The organism is Pseudomonas sp. SGAir0191, from assembly GCF_002812565.2.
GTDB lineage: Bacteria > Pseudomonadota > Gammaproteobacteria > Pseudomonadales > Pseudomonadaceae > Aquipseudomonas > Aquipseudomonas parafulva_B.
In genome coordinates this window covers 3222385-3245584 of sequence record NZ_CP025035.2, presented here as the reverse complement: position 1 = coordinate 3245584, position 23200 = coordinate 3222385, and the positions used below count along the sequence as shown (strand labels likewise).

Here is a 23200-nt window from a genome sequence, read left to right as displayed (position 1 = left end):
GCTGCTATGTTGAAAGTCGAAGTTTATCGCTACAACCCCGACACCGACGCGGCCCCCAAGATGGAGTCGTTCGACGTCGATACCGGCGGCAAGGACCTGATGGTTCTGGATGTATTGGCGCTGATCAAGGAAAAGGACGAGGGCTTTTCGTACCGTCGCTCCTGCCGTGAAGGCGTGTGCGGTTCCGATGGCATGAACATGAACGGCAAGAACGGCCTGGCCTGCATCACCCCGCTGTCGGGCGTGGTCAAGGGCAACAAGCTGGTACTGCGTCCGTTGCCTGGCCTGCCGGTCATTCGTGACCTGGTCGTGGACATGAGCATCTTCTACAAGCAGTACGAGAAGGTGAAACCGTTCCTGCAGAACGATACGCCGCCTCCGGCCATCGAACGTCTGCAGTCGCCGGAAGACCGTGACAAGCTGGACGGCTTGTACGAGTGCATCCTGTGCGCGTGCTGCTCCACGTCCTGCCCGTCGTTCTGGTGGAACCCGGACAAGTTCCTGGGCCCCGCCGCGCTGTTGCAGGCCTACCGTTTCCTGGCCGACAGCCGTGACACCAAAACCCAGGAGCGCCTGGCGTCCCTGGATGACCCGTTCAGCGTATTCCGCTGCCGCGGGATCATGAACTGCGTCAACGTTTGCCCTAAAGGTCTCAATCCGACCAAGGCGATCGGCCACGTACGTAACATGCTGCTGCAAAGCGGCACCTGATACACGTTGTACCTGCAGTACGCCGACGTGCGGGTGTAACACCCGCACCGAGGTAAAACCCGAACGGGGCTCACAAAGCCCCTGTTCATTACCTATGAAGATGAGACCAGCAGGGGCTTTCCGGGCTGGTACCCGGAAAATCAGCAGGATCCAGGTGGCGTGGTTCAGTCGCTGTTTTCGGACCGTTCCAGGTTTTCATGGCTCTCGCCGATCAGTCCCCTAATCGAGGGTGACCAAGCATGCAAGAAAGCGTGATGCAGCGCATGTGGGAAAGCGCCCACCTTTCAGGTGGTAACGCTGCATATGTGGAAGAGCTCTACGAACTCTACCTGCACGACCCTAACGCTGTGCCAGAAGAGTGGCGCACCTACTTCCAGAAGTTGCCCGCCGACGGCAGCACCGCTACCGACGTATCGCACTCCACGATCCGCGATCATTTCGTACTGCTGGCAAAGAACCAGCGCCGCGCCCAGCCGGTATCTGCCGGGAGCGTGAGCAGTGAACACGAGAAGAAGCAGGTTGAAGTGCTGCGACTGATCCAGGCCTATCGTATGCGCGGCCATCAGGCTGCCAAGCTCGACCCCTTGGGGTTGTGGCAGCGCCCTGCGCCCGTAGACCTGTCGATCAATCACTACGGCTTGACCAATGCCGATCTTGATACGACCTTCCGTGCCGGCGACCTGTTCATCGGCAAAGAGGAGGCGAGCCTACGCGACATCCTCGATGCGCTCCAGAAGACATATTGTCGCACCATTGGCGCCGAGTTCACCCACATCGTCGATTCCGAGCAGCGCAGCTGGTTCCAGCAGCGCCTGGAAAGCGTGCGTGGCCGTCCTGAATTCTCCGCCGACGTGCAGTCCCACCTGCTCGAGCGCGTCACCGCAGGCGAAGGCCTGGAGAAATACCTGGGTACCAAGTACCCGGGCACCAAGCGTTTCGGCCTGGAAGGTGGCGAAAGCCTGATCCCGATGCTGGACGAAATGATCCAGCGCTCCGGCTCCTACGGCACCAAAGAAGTCGTCATCGGCATGGCCCACCGCGGTCGCCTGAACGTGCTGGTCAATACCTTCGGCAAGAACCCGCGCGAGCTGTTCGACGAGTTCGAAGGCAAGAAGATGAACGAGCTGGGCTCCGGTGACGTGAAGTACCACCAGGGCTTCTCTTCTAACGTGATGACCCCAGGCGGCGAAGTCCACCTGGCCATGGCGTTCAACCCGTCCCACCTTGAAATCGTGTCGCCTGTGGTCGAAGGCTCGGTGCGCGCCCGTCAGGACCGCCGCAACGACAGTGTTGGCGACAAGGTGCTGCCTATCTCCATCCACGGCGACGCGGCCTTCGCAGGTCAGGGCGTGGTGATGGAAACCTTCCAGATGTCGCAGACCCGCGGTTTCAAGACCGGCGGTACCGTGCACATCGTGATCAACAACCAGGTTGGCTTCACCATCAGCAACCCACTCGATGCGCGCTCGACCGAGTACGCCACCGACGTGGCCAAGATGATTCAGGCGCCGATCCTGCACGTCAATGGCGACGATCCGGAAGCCGTGTTGTTCGTCACCCAGCTGGCCGTCGACTACCGCATGCAGTTCAAGCGTGACGTGGTCATCGACCTGGTTTGCTACCGTCGCCGCGGTCACAACGAGGCCGACGAGCCCAACGGCACCCAGCCGCTGATGTACCAGCAGATCACCAAGCAGCGCACCACCCGCGAGCTGTACGCCGAAGCCCTCATCCAGGCAGGCCGCATCGACGCCGAGCGCGCCCAGTCCAAGATCGACGACTACCGCAGTGCGCTGGACAACGGCCTGCATGTGGTCAAGAGTCTGGTCAAGGAGCCGAACCGCGAGTTGTTCGTGGACTGGCGCCCCTACCTGGGTCACGCCTGGACGGCTCGCCACGACACCCGCTTCGACCTCAAGACCCTGCAGGAGCTGTCGGCAAAACTGCTGGAGCTGCCCGAAGGTTTCGTGGTCCAGCGTCAGGTCGCCAAGATCTACGAAGATCGCCAGAAGATGCAAGCCGGTGGCCTGCCGATCAATTGGGGCTACGCCGAGACCATGGCCTACGCCACGCTGCAGTTCGAAGGGCACCCGATCCGCATGACCGGCCAGGACATCGGACGCGGCACCTTCTCCCACCGTCACGCGGTGCTGCACAACCAGAAGGACGCCAGCACCTACGTACCGCTGAAGAACCTGTACCCGGGCCAGCCACGCTTCGAACTGTACGACTCCTTCCTGTCCGAGGAAGCGGTGCTGGCATTCGAGTACGGCTACTCCACCACCACGCCGAACGCGTTGGTGATCTGGGAAGCTCAGTTCGGCGACTTCGCCAACGGTGCGCAAGTGGTGATCGACCAGTTCATCACCAGTGGCGAGCACAAATGGGGCCGTCTGTGCGGCTTGACCATGCTGTTGCCGCACGGTTATGAAGGCCAGGGCCCAGAGCACTCCTCGGCGCGCCTTGAGCGTTACCTGCAGCTGTGTGCAGAGCAGAACATCCAGGTCTGTGTGCCGACCACGCCGGCGCAGATCTACCACCTGCTGCGTCGTCAGGTCATTCGCCCACTGCGCAAGCCGCTGATCGTGCTCACGCCCAAGTCGCTGCTGCGTCACAAGCTCGCCGTCTCGACGCTGGAAGACCTGGCGGAAGGTTCGTTCCAGACCGTCATTCCGGAAATCGACACCCTCGATCCGGCCAAGGTCGAGCGCCTGGTGCTGTGCGGTGGCAAGGTCTACTACGACCTGCTGGAAAAACGTCGTGCCGAAGGCCGCGAAGACATTGCGATCGTGCGTATCGAGCAGTTGTATCCGTTCCCGGAAGACGACCTGGTCGAAATCCTGGCGCCGTACACCAACCTCAAGCACGCGGTCTGGTGTCAGGAAGAGCCGATGAACCAGGGCGCCTGGTACAGCAGCCAGCACCACATGCGTCGTATCCTGGGCCGCCACAACAAGGCGCTGAACCTGGAATACGCCGGTCGCGAGGCTTCTGCCGCGCCAGCCTGTGGTTACGCTTCCAAGCACGCCGAGCAGCAGGAACGACTGCTGCAAGACGCGTTCACCGTTTAACGCCTTCGCGCATCTGAAACCGAATTTAAGGAAACACTGATAATGGCTATCGAGATCAAAGCCCCAACCTTCCCGGAATCGGTTGCCGACGGCACCGTTGCCACCTGGCACAAGCAGCCAGGCGACGCCGTCAAGCGGGACGAGCTGATCGTCGACATCGAGACCGACAAGGTCGTGCTGGAAGTGCTGGCCACTGCCGACGGCGTGTTGGGTGACATCGTCAAGGGCGAGGGCGATACCGTCCTGTCCGACGAAGTGCTGGGTTCGATCGTGGAGGGCGGCGCTGCTGCCGCTGCACCTGCTGCTGCGCCTGCCCAGGCCGCTGCACCGGCTGCCGCCGCTGCCGACACAGGTGAAGACGACCCGGTCGCTGCCCCTGCTGCCCGCAAGCTGGCAGAAGAAAATGGCATCGACCTGGCCAGCGTGTCGGGTACCGGTAAAGGCGGCCGCGTGACCAAGGAAGATGTGGTCGCTGCCGTTGCCAATAAAAAGTCGACGCCTGCCCCGGCGGCCAAGCCTGCCGCTGCAGCACCGGCACCGGTCGTGACCGCCGCTGGCGATCGTACCGAGAAGCGTGTGCCGATGACCCGTCTGCGCGCCAAGATCGCCGAGCGCCTGGTCGAAGCCCAGTCCAACATGGCCATGCTGACCACCTTCAACGAAGTCGACATGACCGAAGTCATGGCCCTGCGTTCGAAGTACAAGGACCTGTTCGAGAAGACCCACAACGGCGTGCGCCTGGGCTTCATGTCGTTCTTCGTCAAGGCTGCGACCGAAGCGCTCAAGCGCTTCCCGGCAGTCAACGCCTCGATCGACGGTAACGACATCGTCTACCATGGTTACGCGGACGTCGGTGTAGCGGTCTCCAGCGACCGTGGCCTGGTGGTCCCGGTACTGCGCAACGCCGAGTCCATGAGCCTGGCCGAAATCGAGAACGGCATCGCCACCTTCGGCAAGAAAGCCCGTGACGGCAAGCTGGCCATCGAAGAAATGACCGGCGGCACCTTCACCATCACCAACGGTGGTACCTTCGGTTCGATGATGTCGACGCCGATCGTCAACCCACCACAAGCCGCGATCCTGGGCATGCACAACATCATCCAGCGCCCGATGGCCATCAATGGCCAAGTGGTGATTCGCCCGATGATGTACCTGGCGCTGTCCTACGATCACCGCCTGATCGACGGCAAGGAAGCGGTGACCTTCCTGGTGACCATCAAGAACCTGCTGGAAGATCCGTCCCGCCTGCTGCTGGACATCTAATCGCGCAGCTGTAAGCTGCGAGCGACAGGCTTCAGATCGAAGCCTGTCTGTCTTGCGGCTTGCAGCGGCCGCTTGAGCTAACAAGGAATCTTTTATGACCCAGAAATTCGACGTGGTAGTGATTGGTGCCGGTCCTGGCGGCTATGTAGCTGCTATCAAGGCCGCCCAACTTGGTCTGAAGACTGCCTGCATCGAGAAGTACACCGACGCCGAGGGCAAGCTGGCCCTGGGCGGCACTTGCCTCAACGTAGGCTGCATTCCTTCCAAGGCGCTGCTGGACAGCTCCTGGAAATACAAGGAAGCCAAAGAGAGCTTCAACGTCCACGGTATCTCCACTGGCGAAGTGAAGATGGACGTACCGGCGATGGTTGGCCGCAAGGCAGGCATCGTCAAGAACCTAACCGGCGGTGTCGCCACCCTGTTCAAGGCCAACGGCGTGACCTCCATCCAGGGCCACGGCAAGCTGCTGGCGGGCAAGAAGGTCGAAGTGACCAAGGCCGACGGCACCAGCGAAGTCATCGAAGCGGATAACGTTATCCTGGCTTCCGGCTCGCGCCCGATCGACATTCCGCCGGCTCCGGTCGACCAGAACGTGATCGTCGACTCCACCGGCGCCCTGGAATTCCAAGCCGTGCCCAAGCGCCTTGGCGTGATCGGTGCTGGCGTGATCGGCCTGGAACTGGGTTCGGTATGGGCGCGTCTGGGCGCAGAAGTGACCGTACTCGAAGCCCTGGACACCTTCCTGATGGCTGCCGACACCGCCGTCTCCAAGGAAGCCCAGAAGGTTCTGACCAAGCAAGGCCTGGACATCAAGCTGGGTGCGCGCGTCACCGGTTCCAAGGTCAACGGCGACGAAGTCGAAGTCACCTACACCAACGCCGAAGGCGAGCAGAAGATCACCTTCGACAAGCTGATCGTTGCGGTGGGCCGCCGTCCAGTGACCACCGACCTGCTGGCTGCCGACAGCGGTGTGAACATTGATGAGCGTGGCTACATCTACGTCGATGACCAGTGCGCGACCAGCGTGCCGGGCGTCTACGCCATCGGTGACGTGGTGCGTGGCCTGATGCTGGCGCACAAGGCCTCGGAAGAGGGCATCATGGTCGTCGAGCGCATCAAGGGTCACAAGGCCCAGATGAACTACGACCTGATCCCATCGGTCATCTACACCCACCCGGAAATCGCGTGGGTCGGCAAGACCGAACAGTCCTTGAAGGCCGAGGGTGTTGAGGTTAACGTGGGCACCTTCCCGTTCGCGGCCAGCGGCCGTGCGATGGCGGCTAACGACACCGGTGGTTTCGTCAAGGTCATCGCCGATGCCAAGACCGACCGCGTACTGGGTGTGCACGTGATTGGCCCATCGGCTGCCGAACTGGTACAGCAGGGCGCAATCGCAATGGAATTCGGCACCAGTGCCGAGGACCTGGGCATGATGGTCTTCAGCCATCCAACCCTGTCCGAAGCGTTGCACGAAGCAGCGCTGGCGGTGAATGGCGGTGCCATTCACGTCGCCAACCGTAAGAAGCGTTAATCATAAGAAACCACGGCGGGCTGCCCGTCGTGAGTCTTGCGTGCATGACTCACCGCGGAAAGTCCGCCGGACCGGATCACATGGGATAACCCGGGGTCAACGGTCACAGGTGGTGCGGCGCCAGTGATGGCGCAGCGCCGAAGCGCAGTACCTAACGAAGACGGTAAAAAGCATGAATCTTCACGAGTATCAGGGTAAGCAGCTGTTCGCTGAGTACGGCCTGCCAGTTTCCAAGGGTTTCGCGGTCGACACCCCTGAAGAAGCGGCAGAAGCCTGCGACAAGATCGGCGGGAACGAGTGGGTCGTCAAAGCCCAGGTTCACGCTGGTGGTCGCGGCAAAGCGGGCGGCGTCAAGCTGGTTCGCAGCAAGGAAGACGCCAAGGCGTTCGCTGCACAGTGGTTGGGCAAGAATCTGGTCACCTACCAGACCGATGCCAACGGTCAGCCCGTCTCCAAGATTCTGGTCGAATCCTGCACCGACATCGCCAAAGAGCTGTACCTGGGCGCTGTGGTCGATCGTTCGAGCCGCCGCATCGTGTTCATGGCCTCCACCGAAGGCGGCGTGGACATCGAGAAAGTCGCTCACGACACACCTGAAAAAATCCTCAAGGCCACTATCGATCCACTGGTCGGCGCTCAGCCGTTCCAAGGTCGCGAGCTGGCGTTCCAGCTGGGTCTGGAAGGCAAGCAAGTGCAACAGTTCGCCAAGATCTTCGTGGGCCTGGCCAAGCTGTTCAAGGATCACGATCTGGCCCTGCTGGAAGTGAACCCGCTGGTGATCAAGGCCGACGGCGACCTGCACTGCCTCGATGCCAAAATCAACATCGATGCCAACGCCATGTACCGTCAGCCGAAGCTGAAAACCTTCCACGACCCGTCCCAGGACGATGCCCGTGAAGCCCACGCTGCCAAGTTCGAACTGAACTACGTTGCCCTGGAAGGCAACATCGGCTGCATGGTCAACGGTGCTGGCCTGGCCATGGGTACCATGGATATCGTCAACCTGCATGGCGGCAAGCCAGCCAACTTCCTCGACGTGGGCGGCGGTGCTACCAAGGAACGCGTTACCGAAGCGTTCAAGATCATTCTGTCCGACAGCAATGTCGCGGCCGTTCTGGTCAACATCTTCGGCGGCATCGTTCGCTGCGACATGATTGCCGAAGGCATCATCGGTGCTGTGAAGGAAGTCGGCGTGAAGGTGCCGGTCGTCGTTCGCCTTGAAGGCAACAACGCCGAACTGGGCGCTAAAGTACTGGCAGAAAGCGGTTTGAACATCATTGCTGCAACCAGCCTGACCGACGCTGCTCAACAAGTTGTCAAAGCTGCGGAGGGCAAGTAATGAGCGTCCTGATCAATAAAGACACCAAAGTCATCTGCCAGGGCTTCACCGGCTCGCAGGGTACTTTCCACTCCGAACAAGCCATCGCCTACGGCACCAAGATGGTCGGCGGCGTCACTCCAGGCAAGGGTGGCACCACCCACCTGGGCCTGCCGGTGTTCAACACCGTCAAAGAAGCCGTTGAGGCGACCGGCGCCGATGCTTCGGTCATCTACGTACCAGCGCCGTTCTGCAAGGACTCGATCCTGGAAGCAGCGTTTGGCGGCATCAAGCTGATCGTGTGCATTACCGAAGGCATTCCGACCCTGGACATGCTGGACGCCAAGGTCAAGTGCGACGAGCTGGGCGTGACCCTGATCGGCCCTAACTGCCCAGGCGTCATCACGCCGGGCGAGTGCAAGATCGGCATCATGCCGGGTCACATTCACTTGCCAGGCAAGGTCGGTATCGTGTCGCGCTCCGGCACCCTGACCTACGAAGCTGTCAAGCAGACCACCGACGCCGGCTTCGGCCAGTCGACCTGCGTCGGCATCGGCGGTGACCCGATCCCGGGTTCCAACTTCATCGACATCCTGAAGCTGTTCCAGGAAGACCCGAAGACTGAAGCGATCGTCATGATCGGTGAGATCGGCGGTTCGGCTGAAGAAGAAGCCGCAGCCTACATCAAGGCCAACGTCACCAAGCCTGTCGTTTCCTACATCGCCGGTGTTACTGCACCTGCGGGCAAGCGCATGGGCCACGCTGGCGCCATCATTTCGGGCGGCAAGGGCACTGCAGACGAGAAGTTCGCAGCCCTGCAGGACGCAGGTGTCAAAACCGTACGTTCGCTGGCTGACATCGGCAAGGCCTTGGCCGAGCTGACCGGTTGGGAAGTGAAGAAGTAATATTGCTGCACCCCCCACGCGCACAGAGGCCACCTTCGGGTGGCCTTTGTCGTATAGGGACGCCGATTAATCTCGTGAAGATTTGCTCGTCAGGTTAGGGGACCAAAGGGATTAGGTTTTTTCGATAGCTGTGATAGGAATTTTCGTACATACACCCTGTTCAACCAGCGGATAATACCGATCGTTCCGTTCACGCAGACGACAATGACGTACGCACATCGGACAACACGCACTGTGCCAGTGCGTTTGAAGGGTAAACCGGTTAATCTACGCGACTATTTTGTGCCCGTGCCCCAAAAGGGAACGACACGCTAAACGGGTCTGGCCTACCAAGCCGGGCAGCATTTCCCTCACCCATGGGGAAATCCCCTCACGAATCCCGATTTCAGCAGTGTGGTACTACCTCAAATGAAAGTTCTCAAAGGCCAGGATATCCTGGCGCTTGGCTTTATGACGTTCGCGCTTTTCGTAGGCGCTGGCAATATCATCTTTCCGCCCATCGTCGGCCTGCAATCCGGCCCGCACGTGTGGATGGCTGCGCTGGGCTTTTTGGTCACGGCGGTGGGGCTGCCTGTGATCACCGTGGTCGCCCTGGCCAAGGTCGGCGGCGGCATGGATGCGCTGAGCAGCCCGATCGGCAAGTTCTTTGGTGGCCTGCTGGCCGCCGTTTGCTACCTGTCGGTTGGCCCCTTGTTCGCAACACCGCGTACCGCGACGGTATCGTTCGAAGTGGGTGTAGCGCCGTTGACGGGTGAAAGCCCGCTGGCGCTGTTCATCTACAGCCTGGTCTACTTCATCGTGGTGTTGGCGGTGTCGATGTACCCTGGCAAGCTGCTGGACACCGTGGGTCGGTTCCTGGCACCGCTCAAGATCATCGCGCTGGCCGTGCTTGGCATCGCGGCCTTCGCATTGCCAGCGGGCACCATTGGCGAGGCGCAGCCTGCCTATGCTGCTGCCGCGTTCTCCAAGGGCTTCTCCGATGGCTACCTGACCATGGATACGCTCGGGGCGCTGGTATTTGGCATCGTCATCGTCAACGCCATCCGCTCGCGCGGCGTGGAGTCGCCCAAGTTGATCACTCGCTATGCCATCATTGCCGGGCTGATTGCCGGTGTTGGCCTGGCGCTGGTGTATATCAGCCTGTTCCGCCTGGGCGCCGGTAGCCACGAAATCGCGGCAGGGGCCAGCAACGGGGCGGCTGTGCTGCACGCCTATGTGCAACATACCTTCGGCTCGTTGGGCAGCGGCTTCCTGGCCGTGTTGATCGCACTGGCGTGCCTGGTGACTGCCGTGGGCTTGACCTGCGCCTGTGCCGAGTACTTCAGCCAGATCCTGCCGTTGTCCTACCGCGCGCTGGTCGTGATCCTGGCAGGCTTCTCGCTGCTGGTGTCCAACCTCGGGCTGACCAAGCTGATCATGTTCTCGATCCCTGTGCTCACCGCCATCTACCCGCCGTGCATCGTCGTGGTGGGGCTGAGCTTCGTGAACGAGCTGTGGAACTCGCCAACGCGCATCCTCGGCCCGGTGATGCTGGTCTCGTTGCTGTTCGGCATGGTCGATGCCGTCAAAGGTAGCGACATTGCCCACGTGCTCCCGGACTTCATGGCTCACTTGCCGTTGAGCGATCAGGGCCTGGCTTGGCTGGTGCCGTCGGTGGTGACCTTGGTGGGTGCAGTGGTATGCGATCGCATGCTCGGCAAGCCCCGCCAGGCCATGGCATGAGTTGCTAAGCCCAGGGTCCGGCATCGGCCACAAGCCACGAGATGCTGGACCCACTGCTTGGCACTGCAAGCCCCGCATTCGCAAGGATGCGGGGCTTTTGTTCGTATGCACCCTGCCAAACGGTCCAAGCGAGCCGCCCTGGAAATTATTCGCTGGAGTTCGCGTGCCTTTTGCGGGTTGCCAGCGTCGAAAGACGGTCTTTATGCTTTCGGCACATGGCACCTACGGATCTCTGCATGAACTTCATCCTGAGCAACCTCAATAACCTTATAGCGGCATGCTGGTTCGTGCTGTGCTGGGGCGGCTATACGCGCTATGCCATCTGGAAGGGGCGGGACACCGCATGCTTGGCCAGCGTGTTGCATTTGTACCGTGAAGACTGGATGCGCAGGATGCTGCTGCGTGACAACCGCATTGCCGATGCCAGCGTCATCGGCAACCTGGAACGCAACGCCTCCTTTTTCGCCTCCAGCACCCTGATCATTCTGGCGGGTATTTTGACTGTGCTGGGGGCTTCCGACCGCGCGCTATCGTTGCTGGCGGATCTGCCGCTGGTGCAGCAGGCATCCCAGGGCATGTCGGAGATCAAGTTGCTGTGTCTGGCCACGGTGTTCGTGTATGCCTTCTTCACGTTCAGCTGGTGCATGCGTCAATACAACTTCGCTGCCGTACTGGTGGGCTCGGCGCCCATGATCGGCGAGCGTCAGGTAAGCGAACTAGAGCGCAAGGCCTTTGCCTTGAGAGCGGCCAGGGTGCTGTCATTGGCGGCCAACCAATTCAACTTCGGGCTGCGCGCTTATTACTTCGGCATGGCCATGTTGAGCTGGTTTATCAACCCCTGGTTGTTCATGGCGGTAAGTGTAGGGGTTGTGCTGATCCTTTATCGCCGTGAGTTCCATTCAGACGTGCTTGACGTCATGGTGTTCACCCCCACCGAAAGTTCGACAGGCGAGTTGCACGCCCCACAGTCCACGTTGCCTAACTGAAACGATTAGTCCACGAATGACAGGCATAAAAAAACCCGACAATGTCGGGTTTTTTTGTTCGGTTCGATTACTGCTTGGCAGGATCGGCCGGAGTAGTGGTGGTCGCTGGCGTGGCTGGGGCAGCCTCTTCGGCAGCCTTGCGATTGGCTTCGGCCTGGTCTTGGGCAGCTTCGGCGTTTTCCTTGGCGGCTTCGTTCATCTTGTCCTGTGCGTCACCCATCTTCTCCTGGGCTTCTTCACGGTGTTCTTGTGCGTCCTGGGCTTTGTCTTCGCTCGCTTTATCGCAAGCAGCCAGGCCCATGGCAGCAGCCAGCATCAGAGCAAAAGCAAATGGTTTACGCATGAGGGTGTCTCTCCTTGGTGGAATAAGTTGACTTGATGCTTCGAGTCGGACCCTGCTGGATTAGTTCCACCGTCATTACGCAGATATTAAATATCTTGAAACTGAACTTCCGGCCATGGCGAGTGTTTCGCACTAAGGCGGGTTAACGGCCGCGGGCAACTGCAACTCAGCCGGTATGGCAGTGCACGGCAGGTACGCACATGCACGTCTCTTCGTTGCGTTAGTAGCGGCACCCGTCTGAACCTGGCAACGATACACCGCCTGCGGCAAGCAGGGCGGCTAAGCAGCTCGCCACGACCCGCTCGGATTTGAAGATCGAATCGGGCAAGCCCTTGAAATCAATTCGGCAGCCCCCATCTGCATGACATCCGCCGCCAACGCAGCCATCCATGCCGCTTGGCGACCACTGTCATCTGATCGGAGTTTGAAGAACATGAGCGTGGAGACTCAAAAAGAAACGCTGGGCTTCCAGACCGAGGTAAAGCAACTGCTGCACCTCATGATCCATTCCTTGTACTCGAACAAGGAGATCTTCCTGCGCGAACTGATCTCCAACGCCTCCGACGCCTCCGATAAGCTGCGTTTCGAGGCGCTGGCAAAGCCCGAACTGCTCGAAGGCGATGCGGACCTGAAGATTCGCCTGAGCTTCGACAAGGAGGCCGGTACGGTCACCCTCGAGGACAACGGCATCGGCATGAGCCGCGACGACGTCATCGCTCACCTGGGTACCATTGCCAAATCTGGCACTGCCGACTTCATGAAGAACCTCACCGGCGATCAGAAGAAAGACTCGCACCTGATCGGTCAGTTTGGCGTGGGCTTCTACTCGGCATTCATCGTGGCTGACCAGGTCGATGTCTACAGCCGTCGCGCGGGCCAGCCCGCCAGCGAAGGCGTGCACTGGTCGTCCAAGGGCGAGGGCGAGTTTGAAGTCGCGACCATCGACAAGCCTGAGCGCGGTACCCGCATTGTTCTGCACTTGAAAAAGGACGAGCTGGAATTCGCCGATGGCTGGCGCCTGCGCAACGTGGTCAAGAAGTACTCCGATCACATTGCCCTGCCAATTCAGTTGCCCAAGGAACAGACAGCAGCCGAAGGCGAAGAGCAGCCAGCCCAAGAGTGGGAAACCGTCAACCGTGCAAGCGCCCTGTGGACCCGTCCGCGTACCGAGATCAAGGACGAGGAATATCAGGAGTTCTACAAGCACATCGGCCATGACTTCGAAAACCCGTTGGCCTGGAGCCATAACAAGGTCGAAGGCAAGCTTGAATACAACTCGCTGCTGTATGTGCCTGCCCGCGCCCCGTTCGACCTGTACCAGCGTGAGGCGCCGCGTGGCTTGAAGCTGTACGTTCAGCGCGTGTTCATCATGGATCAGGCCGAGTCGTTCCTGCCGCTCTACCTGCGCTTCATCAAGGGTGTCGTGGACTCCAACGACTTGTCGCTGAACGTGTCGCGGGAAATCCTGCAGAAAGACCCGATCATCGATTCGATGAAGACCGCGTTGACCAAGCGCGTGCTGGACATGCTCGAAAAACTGTCCAAGAACGAGCCAGAGCAGTACAAGAGCTTCTGGAAGAACTTCGGTCAGGTGTTGAAAGAGGGCCCGGCCGAAGACTTTGCCAACAAGGAAAAGATCGCTGGCCTGTTGCGCTTCGCGTCTACCCACGACGAAAGCGGCGAGCAGAGCGTGTCGCTGGCCGACTACCTGGCCCGCGCCAAGGAAGGGCAGGACAAGATCTACTACCTCACCGGCGAATCCTACGCGCAGGTCAAGAACAGCCCGCACCTCGAAGTCTTCCGCAAGAAAGGCATCGAAGTGTTGCTGCTGACCGATCGCATCGACGAGTGGCTGATGAGCTACCTGAACGAATTCGACGGCAAGGCGTTCGTGGATGTGGCCCGTGGCGATCTGGACCTGGGCAAACTGGATACCGAAGAAGACAAAAAGGCCCAGGAAGAAGTCGCCAAGGATAAGGAAGGCCTGGTAGAGCGCCTGAAAAGCGCATTGGGCGAAAACGTCGCCGAGGTCCGCGTCTCCCATCGCCTGACGGATTCGCCAGCCATTCTGGCCATCGGCGAGCAGGACCTGGGGCTGCAGATGCGCCAGATTCTGGAAGCCAGCGGCCAGAAAGTGCCCGATTCCAAGCCTATCTTCGAGTTCAACCCGACTCACCCGCTGATCGAGAAGCTCGATCACGAACAGAGCGAGGACCGCTTTGCCGAGCTGTCGCACATTCTGTTCGACCAGGCCGCGCTGGCAGCCGGTGACAGTCTGAAAGACCCCGCAGCCTATGTGCGGCGCTTGAACAAGCTGTTGGTCGAGTTGTCTGCTTGAATTGACGTCTGGCTAAAGCCCGCTTCGGCGGGCTTTTTTCATGGGGCAGCCTTAAGGAGTACAGCATGAGCAAAGTAGTCGTCGAATCACTGGTCCACCACCTGTCCGGCAAGACCTTCGAGAGCCGTTTGGCCTATGAGCCCGGCGCCCTGGGTCGGCCTGGCCTGGTGATGGCGCCCAACTGGATGGGCGTGACAGAAGGGGCCGAGCGCATTGCCAAGGAAGTGGCAGCGCAAGGTTATGTGGTGCTGCTCGTCGATCTCTATGGTCAGACCGTTCGCCCGGCGAATGCCGATGAGGCGGGCGCTGCAATGATGCCGCTCAAAAACGACCGCGGCGAGTTGCGCAGGCGCATGGAAGGCGCCCTTGCGCAGTTGCTGGGCCAGTCCAAGGCTCCACTGAGCCCCGGCAAGGTGGCGACCTTCGGGTTCTGCTTCGGGGGGTGCTGTGCGCTCGAACTGGCGCGTGCGGGGGCTGATCTGCGTGCAGCGATCTCCTTCCACGGCACACTGGACACGCCTGACCCTGAGGATGCCAAACGCATCAAGGGCTCGGTCCTGGTGCTGCATGGCGCATCCGACCCCTTGGTGCCCCAAGAGCAGCTCCCGGCGTTCGAAGACGAAATGAACGCCGCCAAAGTCGATTGGCAACTGGTGAGCTATGGCGGCGCGGTGCATTCGTTCACTGACCCGGATGCCAATGTGCCTGGCAAGACGCAGTACGACCGGCGCACGTCCGAGCGGGCCTTCCGCGCGATGCACAACCTGCTGGCCGAAGTATTCCAGCGCTAGCGCACACGTGATTGGAGCGATGCCAGCGCTGCGTTGATGGCGGGGCTGGCGAACCGCACGATGCCCTTGCAGGTCTAGTAGGTTTGCCCCTTACAAGGAAGCCAACCATGATCGCCAGAGCACTGGCCTGCGTAGCGTTGACCGCCTGGCTTGGCCCAGGTGCCGAGGCCCGTGAATACCGCTACAGCGATGCGCACCTGCATTACGTGGATTTCTTCCAGGAATCCGAAGGTATGCCGGCGCTGCTCAGGGCCATGGACGCTGCAGGCATCGATCAGTCGATGATCTCCGGCATCCCCGTTGCCAAGAAATGGCATGAAGACGAGCCCAAGCGCCCCCGCTATTACGCCGGCGACGATGCCGACGCCTATTGGTACAGTGCCACCGACACTTATGTGGCAGCGGCGCTGCAGCAGTTGTCGGGCGAACAGCGCAAGCGATTCCACCCCTTCCTGACCGGCTTCAATCCAGTCGACAAGAATGCCGTGAGCCATATCGAGCGCATGCTCGACCTTTATCCAGGCCTCTGGCAGGGTATCGGCGAGGTATTCACCCGTCACGATGACCTGACGGCGTTGACCAGCGGTGAAACCCCGCGTGCCAACAACGAAGCCATGACCCGGGTCTATCACCTGGCCGCCGAGCGCGACCTGCCGGTGCTGTTGCATTCCAATATCACCTCCAAGCGCGAGCGTAACCCTTTGTACCTGGCCGAGATCGAAGAGCCCCTGCGCAATCATCCGCATACGCGCTTCATCTGGGCACACGCTGGCAGCAGCATGGAAATTCACCGGCACCAGACACAGATGGATTTTCTGCTGCCCGTGCTGACGCGATTGCTCGAGGATTACCCGAACCTGTACGTGGACCTGTCGTGGAGTGTGCTCAAGCCCTACCTGCTCGATGAGCAAGGCGTCCCACGCGAAGCCTGGCTGGCGCTGGTAAAGCGGTATCCGACGCGGTTCATGCTGGGCTCGGATGTGGTCGGCCGCTTCGATAGCCTGGGGGAGGAGATGGACAGTTTCAGGTCATTTCTGGATGCCTTGCCCGAGGACGTGGCCAGGCGCGTGGCCAAGGACAACTTCCTGGCTGTACTGCCCAAGGGGAAATGACACAGGTCACGTCGTGCCCAACGGGATCTTTTTTACAACGTAAATGAAAACGCCCCGAACCAGTCGGGGCGTTTTCTATTGGCGCGTCAGCGAATCACTTGCCTTCCCAGCGCTTGAGCACCAGGGTGGCGTTGGTGCCGCCGAAGCCGAAGCTGTTGCTCATGACCGTATCGATCTTGGCATTTTCTTCGGTCTTGCGCAGGATCGGCAAGTCAGCGACCGCCGGGTCCAGTTCGTCGATGTTGGCCGAGCCGGCGATGAAGTTGTTCTCCATCATCAGCAGGCAGTAGATCGCCTCGTGTACACCGGCAGCCCCCAGGGAGTGACCGGACAAGCTCTTGGTCGAGCTGATCTTCGGTGCATTTTCGCCGAACACTTCACGAACGCCCTTCATTTCGGCAACGTCGCCCACTGGGGTAGAGGTGCCGTGGGTGTTCAGGTAGTCGATCGGGGTATCGACGGTCGACAGCGCCTGCTGCATGCAGCGGATGGCGCCTTCGCCGCTTGGCGCGACCATGTCATAGCCGTCGGAGGTGGCGCCATAGCCGACGATCTCGGCGTAAATCTTGGCGCCACGGGCCAGCGCATGTTCCAGCTCTTCGACCACCACCATGCCACCGCCACCGGCGATGACGAAGCCATCGCGGTCTGCGTCATAGGCACGCGAGGCCAGTTCCGGGGTTTCGTTGCGCTTGGTCGACAGGGCGCCCATGGCATCGAACAGGAACGACTGGCTCCAGTGCTCTTCTTCACCGCCGCCGGCGAACACGATGTCCTGCTTGCCCCACTGGATCTGCTCCAGTGCAGTACCAATGCAGTGGGCCGATGTAGCGCATGCAGAAGAGATTGAGTAGTTGATGCCCTTGATCTTGAACGGCGTCGCCAGGCACGCCGAAACGGTGCTGCCCATGGTGCGGGTTACCCGGTAGGGGCCTACACGCTTGACGCCTTTTTCGCGCAGGGTATCCAGCGCTTCCATCTGGTTCAGGGTCGATGCACCACCGGAGCCGGCAACCAGGCCGGTACGTGGGCTGGAGACCTGCTCTTCGGTCAGGCCCGAGTCCTTGATGGCGTCCTGCATCGCCAGATAGGCGTAGGCAGCCGCATGCCCGACGAAACGGAAGACCTTGCGGTCGATCAGTTCTTCGAGATTGAGGTCGATGGAGCCGGAAACCTGGCTACGCAGCCCCATTTCCTTGTATTCCGGGTTGTAACGAATACCCGGACGGCTGTTGCGCAGGTTTTCGGTGACGGTAGCTTTGTCATTGCCCAGGCACGACACGATGCCCAGACCAGTGATAACGACGCGGCGCATGCGAATAACCCTTAGAAGTTGTCAGTGGAGGTGAACACGCCGACCCGCAGGCCTTCGGCGGTGTAGATCTCGCGGCCATCGACACTGACCGAACCATCGGCGATGGCCATGTTCAGCTTGCCTTTGAGCACGCGCTTGATGTGAATGTTGTAGGTGACGTTCTTGGCGGTGGGCAGCACCTGACCGAAGAACTTCACTTCACCGGAACCCAGTGCACGACCGCGGCCCGGCAGGCCTTGCCAGCCCAGGAAAAAGCCGACCAGCTGCCACATGGCATCGAGGCCCAGGCACCCTGGCATCACGGGGTCGCCTTCGAAATGGCAGGCAAAAAACCAAAGATCAGGATTGATGTCCAGCTCGGCGACCAATTCACCTTTGCCGTACTTGCCGCCTTCTTCACTGATGTGGGTGATGCGATCGACCATCAGCATGTTCGGCGCGGGCAGTTGCGCATTACCTGGGCCGAACAGCTCACCGCGACTGCAGCGCAGCAGGTCTTCCCGAGTAAAGGCGTGTTGTTTGGTCATGCGAGCTCCTCAATAACCCCCTGCGGCAGGGGATGAATCTTCCCGGCCGGCCCGTCACGCATCGCGAGCGGGGCGGCAGCCTACAGGTAGACTATTGCGTTGTAGTGAAAGTCACAGCGCACCTGTCGAAAGAAGTACAGGTGTGCACTGAAACGTCTATTTTCAGGTCCGAAAGGAGTCCTGTCCAGTGTTTAAGACTGCCGCACTTTAGCATTTATCGCCAGTCGCGGTTGCCTGTCCTGGCAGCCAGCGCGCCAGCACCTGCTGCAATTCACTGCGGCGCAGGGGTTTGCTCAGGTAGTCATCCATTCCTGCGGCAAGGCACCGTTCGCGGTCACCCTGCAGCGCATTGGCGGTCAGGGCGATGATCGGTACGTGCGCGCCGTTTGTCAGCAGGCGCAGTTGGCGCGTGGCCTCGTAACCGTCCATGTAGGGCAGGCCACAGTCCATGAAAACGGCGGCGAAACGCTGCAGCCTGACCTGCTCCACGGCCTGCTGGCCGTCATCGGCCGTGCTCACCTCAACGCCCAGGCTGCGCAACATGGCCTCGGTGACGCTCTGGTTGACGGCATTGTCTTCGACCAGCAATACCCTGGTGGGTTCGGTCCAGGCAAGCTGGCCGGGCGGCGCAACGCGGCGGGTCTGGCGCGTCGATGTTGGCAATGCCAGGGGCATCTCCAGCGTAAAGGTCGAGCCATGGCCTTCGAGGCTCTGGCCATGCAGGTGCCCACCCATGCGTTCGGCCAGGGTGCGCGCGATGGACAGGCCCAAGCCGGTGCCGCCGTAGCGACGGGAAATCGAGCTGTCGGCCTGCTGGAAAGCGACGAACATCATTTCCAGTCGATCATTGTCGATGCCAATGCCCGTGTCCTGCACGCTGCATGTCAGCCAGATGCGCTGCTCATCCATCACCTGCCAACGGGCCTCGACCCGCACCTGCCCCTGTTCGGTGAACTTCAGGGCATTACCGATCAGGTTCAGGAGAATCTGCCGGATCCGGGTAGGGTCGCCGTTCACCTGCAACTGGGCGGTGTTCTCGGCCAGGCTCAAGTCCAGCGCCAGCCCTTGTTGCTGCGCTGCATGCTGGAATGACTGGACGCAGTGGGTGATGAGCTCGCCGAGGTTGAAATCGATGTGCTCGAGCTGCAAGGCCGCCCGTTCAATCCGCGAGAAATCGAGGATGTCATTGATGACCCGCAGCAGATGCCCCGTCGACTCGCTCGCCACTGCGGTGTAGTCGGCCTGCTCGCTGCTCATCGAGGTGGTTTCGAGCAATTGCAGCATGCCCAGTACACCGTTGAGCGGTGTGCGCAGCTCGTGGCTCATCATGGCCAGGAAATCGGACTTGGCGCGGTTGGCCTGCTCGGCCTCTTCGCGTGCCTGGATCAGCTGGGCAATGGCTTTCTTCTGCTCGGTACTGGCCTGCTCGAGCGCGTGGGCCAGGTTATTGATGTGCCGGGCCAGATGCCCTAGCTCGCTGTCGTCCACCACCGGAACGGGCGTATCGTAGTGACCCTGCTGGATGGCCTTGACGGCATGGCCCATGTCGCTGATGGGCTTGGCCAGGCTCAGGGCCAGGCGGCGAGCCAGCAGGAAGGTGAAGAGCAGTGCGAACAACGCCAGCACGGCGGCCTTGATCACGATCTCCTGCTGACGCTGGCTGAACGCATCGTCCGACATGCCGACGATGACCCGGCCCAGGTAGTCATCGCCGATGGCCGGGGCAGCCGCCAGGCCTTCCTGAAGGAAATCGCTTTCGAGTCGAATCTGCTGCAGACGAATCGGCGCCTGAAACACCTCCACCTGCTGGGCGCGGTTGGTGCTTTCGTCAGACTGCTCGACGTACACCAAAATATGGTTGCGGCTGTCCTGCACCTCCAGAAAACGCACGTGGGGAATGCTCAGGGTGGCGCGCATCAGGCCTTCTAGCACTTCGTTGTTGCCTGAGATGACCCCGTATTCGGACGCGGGCGCAAGCTGGTTGGCAATCAATTGGCCGGTGTGGTTGAGCTCCTGACGCAAATCCTGGATGCGCACGAACGTGAAGAAGCTGATCAAAAGCAGCGTCAGCAGCAGCGCCGGGCCTAGGCTGATGATCTGTGTGCGCGTATGAATGTCCCAGTTCAGGCCCTTGGTCATGGGGTGCGCTCTCCAGCAGCCAGGGCTTGGGCGGCGGCGTCGGGATCAATGGGCTCCAGGCCCAGCGCCCGTGCCACCTGCTGATTGCCGCTGACCCCGAAATGAGCTGGGTAGAGGCTGCGGGGCCAGCGCGCAGGCGATTGCCCGAGCAAGCTGTCGAGCACGCTCAGCCAATCTTGCTGGTCGCTGTAGGTGCTGGCCAGTGCGCCGGCTCGAACGAACCCGGCATTGGGTCCGATCAAGGCCATTTGACGGCCGTAACTGCTGAGCAACAGGTTTTTTGCTGTCTTGGAATTGTACAGGTCCGGATCATCGAGCCCGAGCAGCACGTCACTGCTGCCCAGAAGGTATTGCAAGGGGCGGCTGTCACGCGGGTCGGGCCACGCATGTGCCACGATCTCCAGGCCAAGCGGTTGCGCGGCACGGCGCAGCTCATCCAGCAGAAACCCACTGTGTTCACCGTACAGCACCCCGATGCGCCTGGCTTGCGGCAACAGGTAGCGGGTCAGGCGCAGTTGCCGATCCAGCGGCGGGTCGCTCCACAGCAAGGTGAGAAACCCGGGGCGTGACTTTCCCAGGCGCTGTTCCACCTGCACCCGGCTGACCCTCATGGCCAGTGCCGGTGGCCCGGCGGTTTGCGACAGGCGCCATTGCAATGCCTCATCGTCCAGCAACACCAGGCGCAGGTCCAGGTTAAGCCGGCCCGGCGCAGGCAGCTCGCTGGCAGCCTGGAAATGCACGTGGTCATTGGGGCGTCGACTTTCCAGGGCAGCGATGAAGCTGCGGATGCCCGGCTGGTCCTGGGCGCCGACCAAAAGGATTTCGCTAGCGGACAACTGCCCCAATGGCCACAGCCATAGCACCAACAGGCGCAGCAACCGAACCATCAGAACTCCAGCTCCGCGCTCAGGCTCAGCCGATGCCGGCTGTCGTAGCGGTTCTGCACGGCCGTGGTGGGCTCATCATCCAGGCGTTGCTGCCACAGGGCTGCCAGTTCCAGGTTGCTCTCGTACACGCGCCAACGCTTGGCCACGCGCAGGTCCAGGCGTTCGTAGCGGTACTGATTGAGGGCATCGTCTCCATAATAGAAAGCACCACTGGACCAGCCGTGGCCCCAGTCCCTCATCCAGCCGACTGAGCCGCTGTTGCTGGCGCTGAGGTTGCGGTCGGCAGGATTGCTGGCCCAGGCGTCGACATGGGCGAAGGTCAAGCGCAGCCGGTCGCGCAGGGTCGGGCGCCAATCGAATTGGGCCTCGCTGCCGCTGAAGCGCGCGCGGTTCGCATTGCTGGCGATGTACTGGTTGTTCTTGAGCGGTTCGCTGATCATGCCGGTGATCTCATCAAAGAACACCTTCAAGTCCATGCTCAGGTCCAGGTCGCTGAAGTAGCCGTTGTAGCCCAGCTCACGCGAGCGCATGTGCTCCTGCTCCAGGTCACCAGGGCCGCGGGTCTTGACGAAGTATTCGCCATGCTGCTGGCCAAAGGCGTAGGGCATCAGGTTCTTTACGGTGTAGCTCCAGTTGACGTTGTTTTCGAACATGTCAGGCGAACGTACCGCCTCGGAATAGACGGCGCGCAGGCCATGGCGCGGGGTGATCAGGTAATTGACCGCCAACCGTGGGGTAAGCGAGCTGCCAGAGAGCCGCGAATCCTCGAACATGGCGCCGCCCTGCACGATCCAGTGCTCGTCGGCTCGCCACTCCAGTTGCCCGAAAAGCCGCCAGGTCTGATCGTCCACGCTGCCATTGAAGTAGGTCTGCGAGTCGGCACGATCATAGCGATAGTTCATGCCGCTGAGCAGGCGCAGGCTGTCGGTCAGGCTGTAGGTGTCCTGGATTTCCAGGTCATAGCGGGTTTCACGCGTGCTCTGGTCGACATCGCCGCACACCACGTCACTGCCGCCCTGGTTGTTCCACTGCTCCTTGATCGCATCGACCAGGGCCTGCTCCTGAGGGTTGCTGCTAGGGGGCGGGTTGTTCGCGCCGCGGGCTACCCGTTCGGCGTAATTGGGGTTCATTTGCCAGAGGCGGGTGAGTTCGGGGCTGAAGGACAACGCCGCGTCGCAGGCCCGCCACACTTGCTGGCGGTCGAAGTGCTGCGCCGAACCCTGGACGTACAGGCTGTGTTCAGCGGCAAAGTCGATGTTCCAGCGCACCGAGCCTGCATAGTCCATGGCCTTGACGTCGGCATCCTTGCCGCGCTGGGTCACGAACGGGAACACTGGCTGGTAGGTATAGGGCCGCTGGTTGGTGCCTTCTTTGGCGGCCAGTTGCCAGTCCAGTGTCTGGTCCTGTGCCAGGGTATGGCTGGCGCTCAGGTTCAAACGTGTGGCGCGGCGGCTGTCACGGTAGTGCTGGCCGAACTGGTCATGGTCGAACCCATCATCCTGCAGGCCCGAGATGGACAGACGCATATCGCCGTTGTCCCAGCCAAAGCCTTGGCTGGCATAGAAGTCGTCGATGCCGTTTTGCCCGCGCGTGACTTTCAGGCGCGTGCCGTGGCTGTCGGCAGGATTACGGGTGAGGATGTTCACCACGGCCATCAGGGCATTGGCGCCATAGCTGACCGTGTTCGGCCCTCTGAACACCTCGATTCGGTCAATGTCTTCCAGCGCCAGCGGGATATCGCTCCAGTCCACCGTCGCCAGCCCGGCCCGATACACCGAGCGGCCGTCGATCAGCACCTGCATGCGGCGCGCTTCGTTGACGTTGCTGCCGTGGTAATTGACGGTCGGTTGATTGCCAGCCAAATAGCCCACCATCATCCCTGGCACGAGCCTGAGCAGCTCGGGGATGTCACGCGCGCCGCTGGCCCGGATCAGGGCGCCGTCGAGCACGGTCATGCTCCCTGGCACCGCAGCCGGGGATTGTTTGAGGCGTGTTGCAGTCAAAACCTGTGGCAGGTCGCTGTTGTCGATGAACAAGTCATCTGCCAGCGCAGGTGCACCGAGCAGGGCGGTCAACAGCAATAGCCGCGGGTAGGGAGGCGAGCCAGGGAGCACAAAGCGGCCTTGTATCGTGGGTAAACCGGCATGGTAAATGAACTTTGCCGTTTTGCCAGTGATCTGCGGCGGTATTGATGCTGGCCGATCAGTGGGCATGCACCTGGCCTGGGCGAGCAATGCCCGA

Annotated in this window: 17 protein-coding genes; 11 read left to right on the top strand and 6 right to left on the bottom strand. The window is 60.9% G+C overall.

Features of this window, described 5'->3' with window-relative positions:
- Window positions 1-6: 6 nt before the first annotated feature.
- The 8 genes from CWR53_RS14560 (at window position 7) to CWR53_RS14525 (ending at window position 11507) form a co-directional block, all read left to right on the top strand.
- Entirely contained in the window at window positions 7-711 is a 705-nt protein-coding gene (locus tag CWR53_RS14560) for a succinate dehydrogenase iron-sulfur subunit (protein ID WP_023533615.1), read from the top strand.
- A gap of 239 nt (window positions 712-950) precedes the next feature.
- Complete coding sequence (locus CWR53_RS14555; RefSeq protein WP_058602664.1) at window positions 951-3782, top strand: 2-oxoglutarate dehydrogenase E1 component; 2832 nt, start codon at window positions 951-953, stop codon at window positions 3780-3782.
- 42 nt (window positions 3783-3824) lie between these two features.
- Window positions 3825-5045, top strand: a complete 1221-nt coding sequence (gene odhB, locus CWR53_RS14550) for a 2-oxoglutarate dehydrogenase complex dihydrolipoyllysine-residue succinyltransferase (protein WP_100851928.1) — start codon at window positions 3825-3827, stop codon at window positions 5043-5045.
- Between the two features lie 94 nt (window positions 5046-5139).
- Complete coding sequence (lpdA, locus tag CWR53_RS14545) at window positions 5140-6576, top strand: dihydrolipoyl dehydrogenase (RefSeq protein WP_058602666.1); 1437 nt, start codon at window positions 5140-5142, stop codon at window positions 6574-6576.
- 172 nt (window positions 6577-6748) lie between these two features.
- Window positions 6749-7915 carry an ADP-forming succinate--CoA ligase subunit beta gene (gene sucC, locus CWR53_RS14540; protein ID WP_023533614.1) on the top strand — a complete coding sequence of 389 codons (1167 nt, stop codon included), beginning with the start codon at window positions 6749-6751 and terminating at the stop codon, window positions 7913-7915.
- Window positions 7915-8799: a succinate--CoA ligase subunit alpha gene (gene sucD / locus CWR53_RS14535; RefSeq protein ID WP_004376004.1), complete on the top strand. Its 885-nt coding sequence runs from the start codon at window positions 7915-7917 to the stop codon at window positions 8797-8799. Before sucC ends, sucD begins: the two co-directional genes overlap by 1 nt.
- A gap of 408 nt (window positions 8800-9207) precedes the next feature.
- Window positions 9208-10521: a branched-chain amino acid transport system II carrier protein gene (brnQ, locus tag CWR53_RS14530; RefSeq protein ID WP_058602667.1), complete on the top strand. Its 1314-nt coding sequence runs from the start codon at window positions 9208-9210 to the stop codon at window positions 10519-10521.
- A gap of 236 nt (window positions 10522-10757) precedes the next feature.
- The gene (locus CWR53_RS14525; RefSeq protein WP_058602668.1) at window positions 10758-11507 is read left to right on the top strand and encodes a DUF599 domain-containing protein; all 750 of its coding nucleotides are present in this window, start codon (window positions 10758-10760) and stop codon (window positions 11505-11507) included.
- A 67-nt stretch (window positions 11508-11574) separates the two neighbouring features.
- Here CWR53_RS14525 and CWR53_RS14520 read toward each other — a convergent pair whose 3' ends face one another.
- Window positions 11575-11850, bottom strand: a complete 276-nt coding sequence (locus tag CWR53_RS14520; protein ID WP_058602669.1) for a hypothetical protein — start codon at window positions 11848-11850, stop codon at window positions 11575-11577.
- A gap of 433 nt (window positions 11851-12283) precedes the next feature.
- Between CWR53_RS14520 and htpG the strand changes: the two genes are divergently transcribed.
- The 3 genes from htpG to CWR53_RS14505 all read left to right on the top strand — a co-directional run bounded on the left by htpG (window position 12284) and on the right by CWR53_RS14505 (window position 16091).
- Window positions 12284-14188: a molecular chaperone HtpG gene (gene htpG, locus CWR53_RS14515; protein ID WP_058602670.1), complete on the top strand. Its 1905-nt coding sequence runs from the start codon at window positions 12284-12286 to the stop codon at window positions 14186-14188.
- Window positions 14189-14253: 65 nt separating this feature from the next.
- Window positions 14254-14979: a dienelactone hydrolase family protein gene (locus CWR53_RS14510; protein WP_058602671.1), complete on the top strand. Its 726-nt coding sequence runs from the start codon at window positions 14254-14256 to the stop codon at window positions 14977-14979.
- A gap of 107 nt (window positions 14980-15086) precedes the next feature.
- Window positions 15087-16091, top strand: a complete 1005-nt coding sequence (locus CWR53_RS14505) for an amidohydrolase family protein (RefSeq protein WP_058602672.1) — start codon at window positions 15087-15089, stop codon at window positions 16089-16091.
- A gap of 94 nt (window positions 16092-16185) precedes the next feature.
- On the opposite strand, the gene fabB is transcribed toward CWR53_RS14505, so the two are convergent.
- From fabB to CWR53_RS14480, 5 genes are all read right to left on the bottom strand, one after another.
- Window positions 16186-17406 carry a beta-ketoacyl-ACP synthase I gene (gene fabB, locus CWR53_RS14500; RefSeq protein WP_058639738.1) on the bottom strand — a complete coding sequence of 407 codons (1221 nt, stop codon included), beginning with the start codon at window positions 17404-17406 and terminating at the stop codon, window positions 16186-16188.
- Window positions 17407-17417: 11 nt separating this feature from the next.
- Window positions 17418-17933, bottom strand: coding sequence for a 3-hydroxyacyl-[acyl-carrier-protein] dehydratase FabA (gene fabA, locus CWR53_RS14495; protein WP_023533607.1), 516 nt, complete (start codon window positions 17931-17933; stop codon window positions 17418-17420).
- Window positions 17934-18140: 207 nt separating this feature from the next.
- On the bottom strand, window positions 18141-20072 hold the full coding sequence (locus tag CWR53_RS14490; protein WP_100851927.1) for an ATP-binding protein: 1932 nt from the start codon (window positions 20070-20072) through the stop codon (window positions 18141-18143).
- A complete protein-coding gene (locus CWR53_RS14485; protein ID WP_100851926.1) occupies window positions 20069-20959 on the bottom strand; it encodes an ABC transporter substrate-binding protein in 891 nt (296 codons plus the stop codon). Before CWR53_RS14485 ends, CWR53_RS14490 begins: the two co-directional genes overlap by 4 nt.
- A complete protein-coding gene (locus CWR53_RS14480) occupies window positions 20959-23073 on the bottom strand; it encodes a TonB-dependent siderophore receptor (RefSeq protein WP_100851925.1) in 2115 nt (704 codons plus the stop codon). Before CWR53_RS14480 ends, CWR53_RS14485 begins: the two co-directional genes overlap by 1 nt.
- Window positions 23074-23200 lie beyond the last annotated feature (127 nt).

Bases quoted from the DNA above. Each gene is read 5' to 3' on its own strand.
- CWR53_RS14555 (WP_058602664.1), top strand. From the start codon at position 951: ATGCAAGAAAGCGTGATGCAGCGCATGTGGGAAAGCGCCCACCTTTCA.
- fabB (WP_058639738.1), bottom strand. From the start codon at position 17,406: ATGCGCCGCGTCGTTATCACTGGTCTGGGCATCGTGTCGTGCCTGGGC.
- CWR53_RS14490 (WP_100851927.1), bottom strand. From the start codon at position 20,072: ATGACCAAGGGCCTGAACTGGGACATTCATACGCGCACACAGATCATC.
- CWR53_RS14520 (WP_058602669.1), bottom strand. From the start codon at position 11,850: ATGCGTAAACCATTTGCTTTTGCTCTGATGCTGGCTGCTGCCATGGGC.
- CWR53_RS14485 (WP_100851926.1), bottom strand. From the start codon at position 20,959: ATGGTTCGGTTGCTGCGCCTGTTGGTGCTATGGCTGTGGCCATTGGGG.
- CWR53_RS14505 (WP_058602672.1), top strand. From the start codon at position 15,087: ATGATCGCCAGAGCACTGGCCTGCGTAGCGTTGACCGCCTGGCTTGGC.
- fabA (WP_023533607.1), bottom strand. From the start codon at position 17,933: ATGACCAAACAACACGCCTTTACTCGGGAAGACCTGCTGCGCTGCAGT.
- CWR53_RS14510 (WP_058602671.1), top strand. From the start codon at position 14,254: ATGAGCAAAGTAGTCGTCGAATCACTGGTCCACCACCTGTCCGGCAAG.
- brnQ (WP_058602667.1), top strand. From the start codon at position 9,208: ATGAAAGTTCTCAAAGGCCAGGATATCCTGGCGCTTGGCTTTATGACG.
- htpG (WP_058602670.1), top strand. From the start codon at position 12,284: ATGAGCGTGGAGACTCAAAAAGAAACGCTGGGCTTCCAGACCGAGGTA.
- sucC (WP_023533614.1), top strand. From the start codon at position 6,749: ATGAATCTTCACGAGTATCAGGGTAAGCAGCTGTTCGCTGAGTACGGC.
- lpdA (WP_058602666.1), top strand. From the start codon at position 5,140: ATGACCCAGAAATTCGACGTGGTAGTGATTGGTGCCGGTCCTGGCGGC.
- CWR53_RS14560 (WP_023533615.1), top strand. From the start codon at position 7: ATGTTGAAAGTCGAAGTTTATCGCTACAACCCCGACACCGACGCGGCC.
- sucD (WP_004376004.1), top strand. From the start codon at position 7,915: ATGAGCGTCCTGATCAATAAAGACACCAAAGTCATCTGCCAGGGCTTC.
- CWR53_RS14525 (WP_058602668.1), top strand. From the start codon at position 10,758: ATGAACTTCATCCTGAGCAACCTCAATAACCTTATAGCGGCATGCTGG.
- odhB (WP_100851928.1), top strand. From the start codon at position 3,825: ATGGCTATCGAGATCAAAGCCCCAACCTTCCCGGAATCGGTTGCCGAC.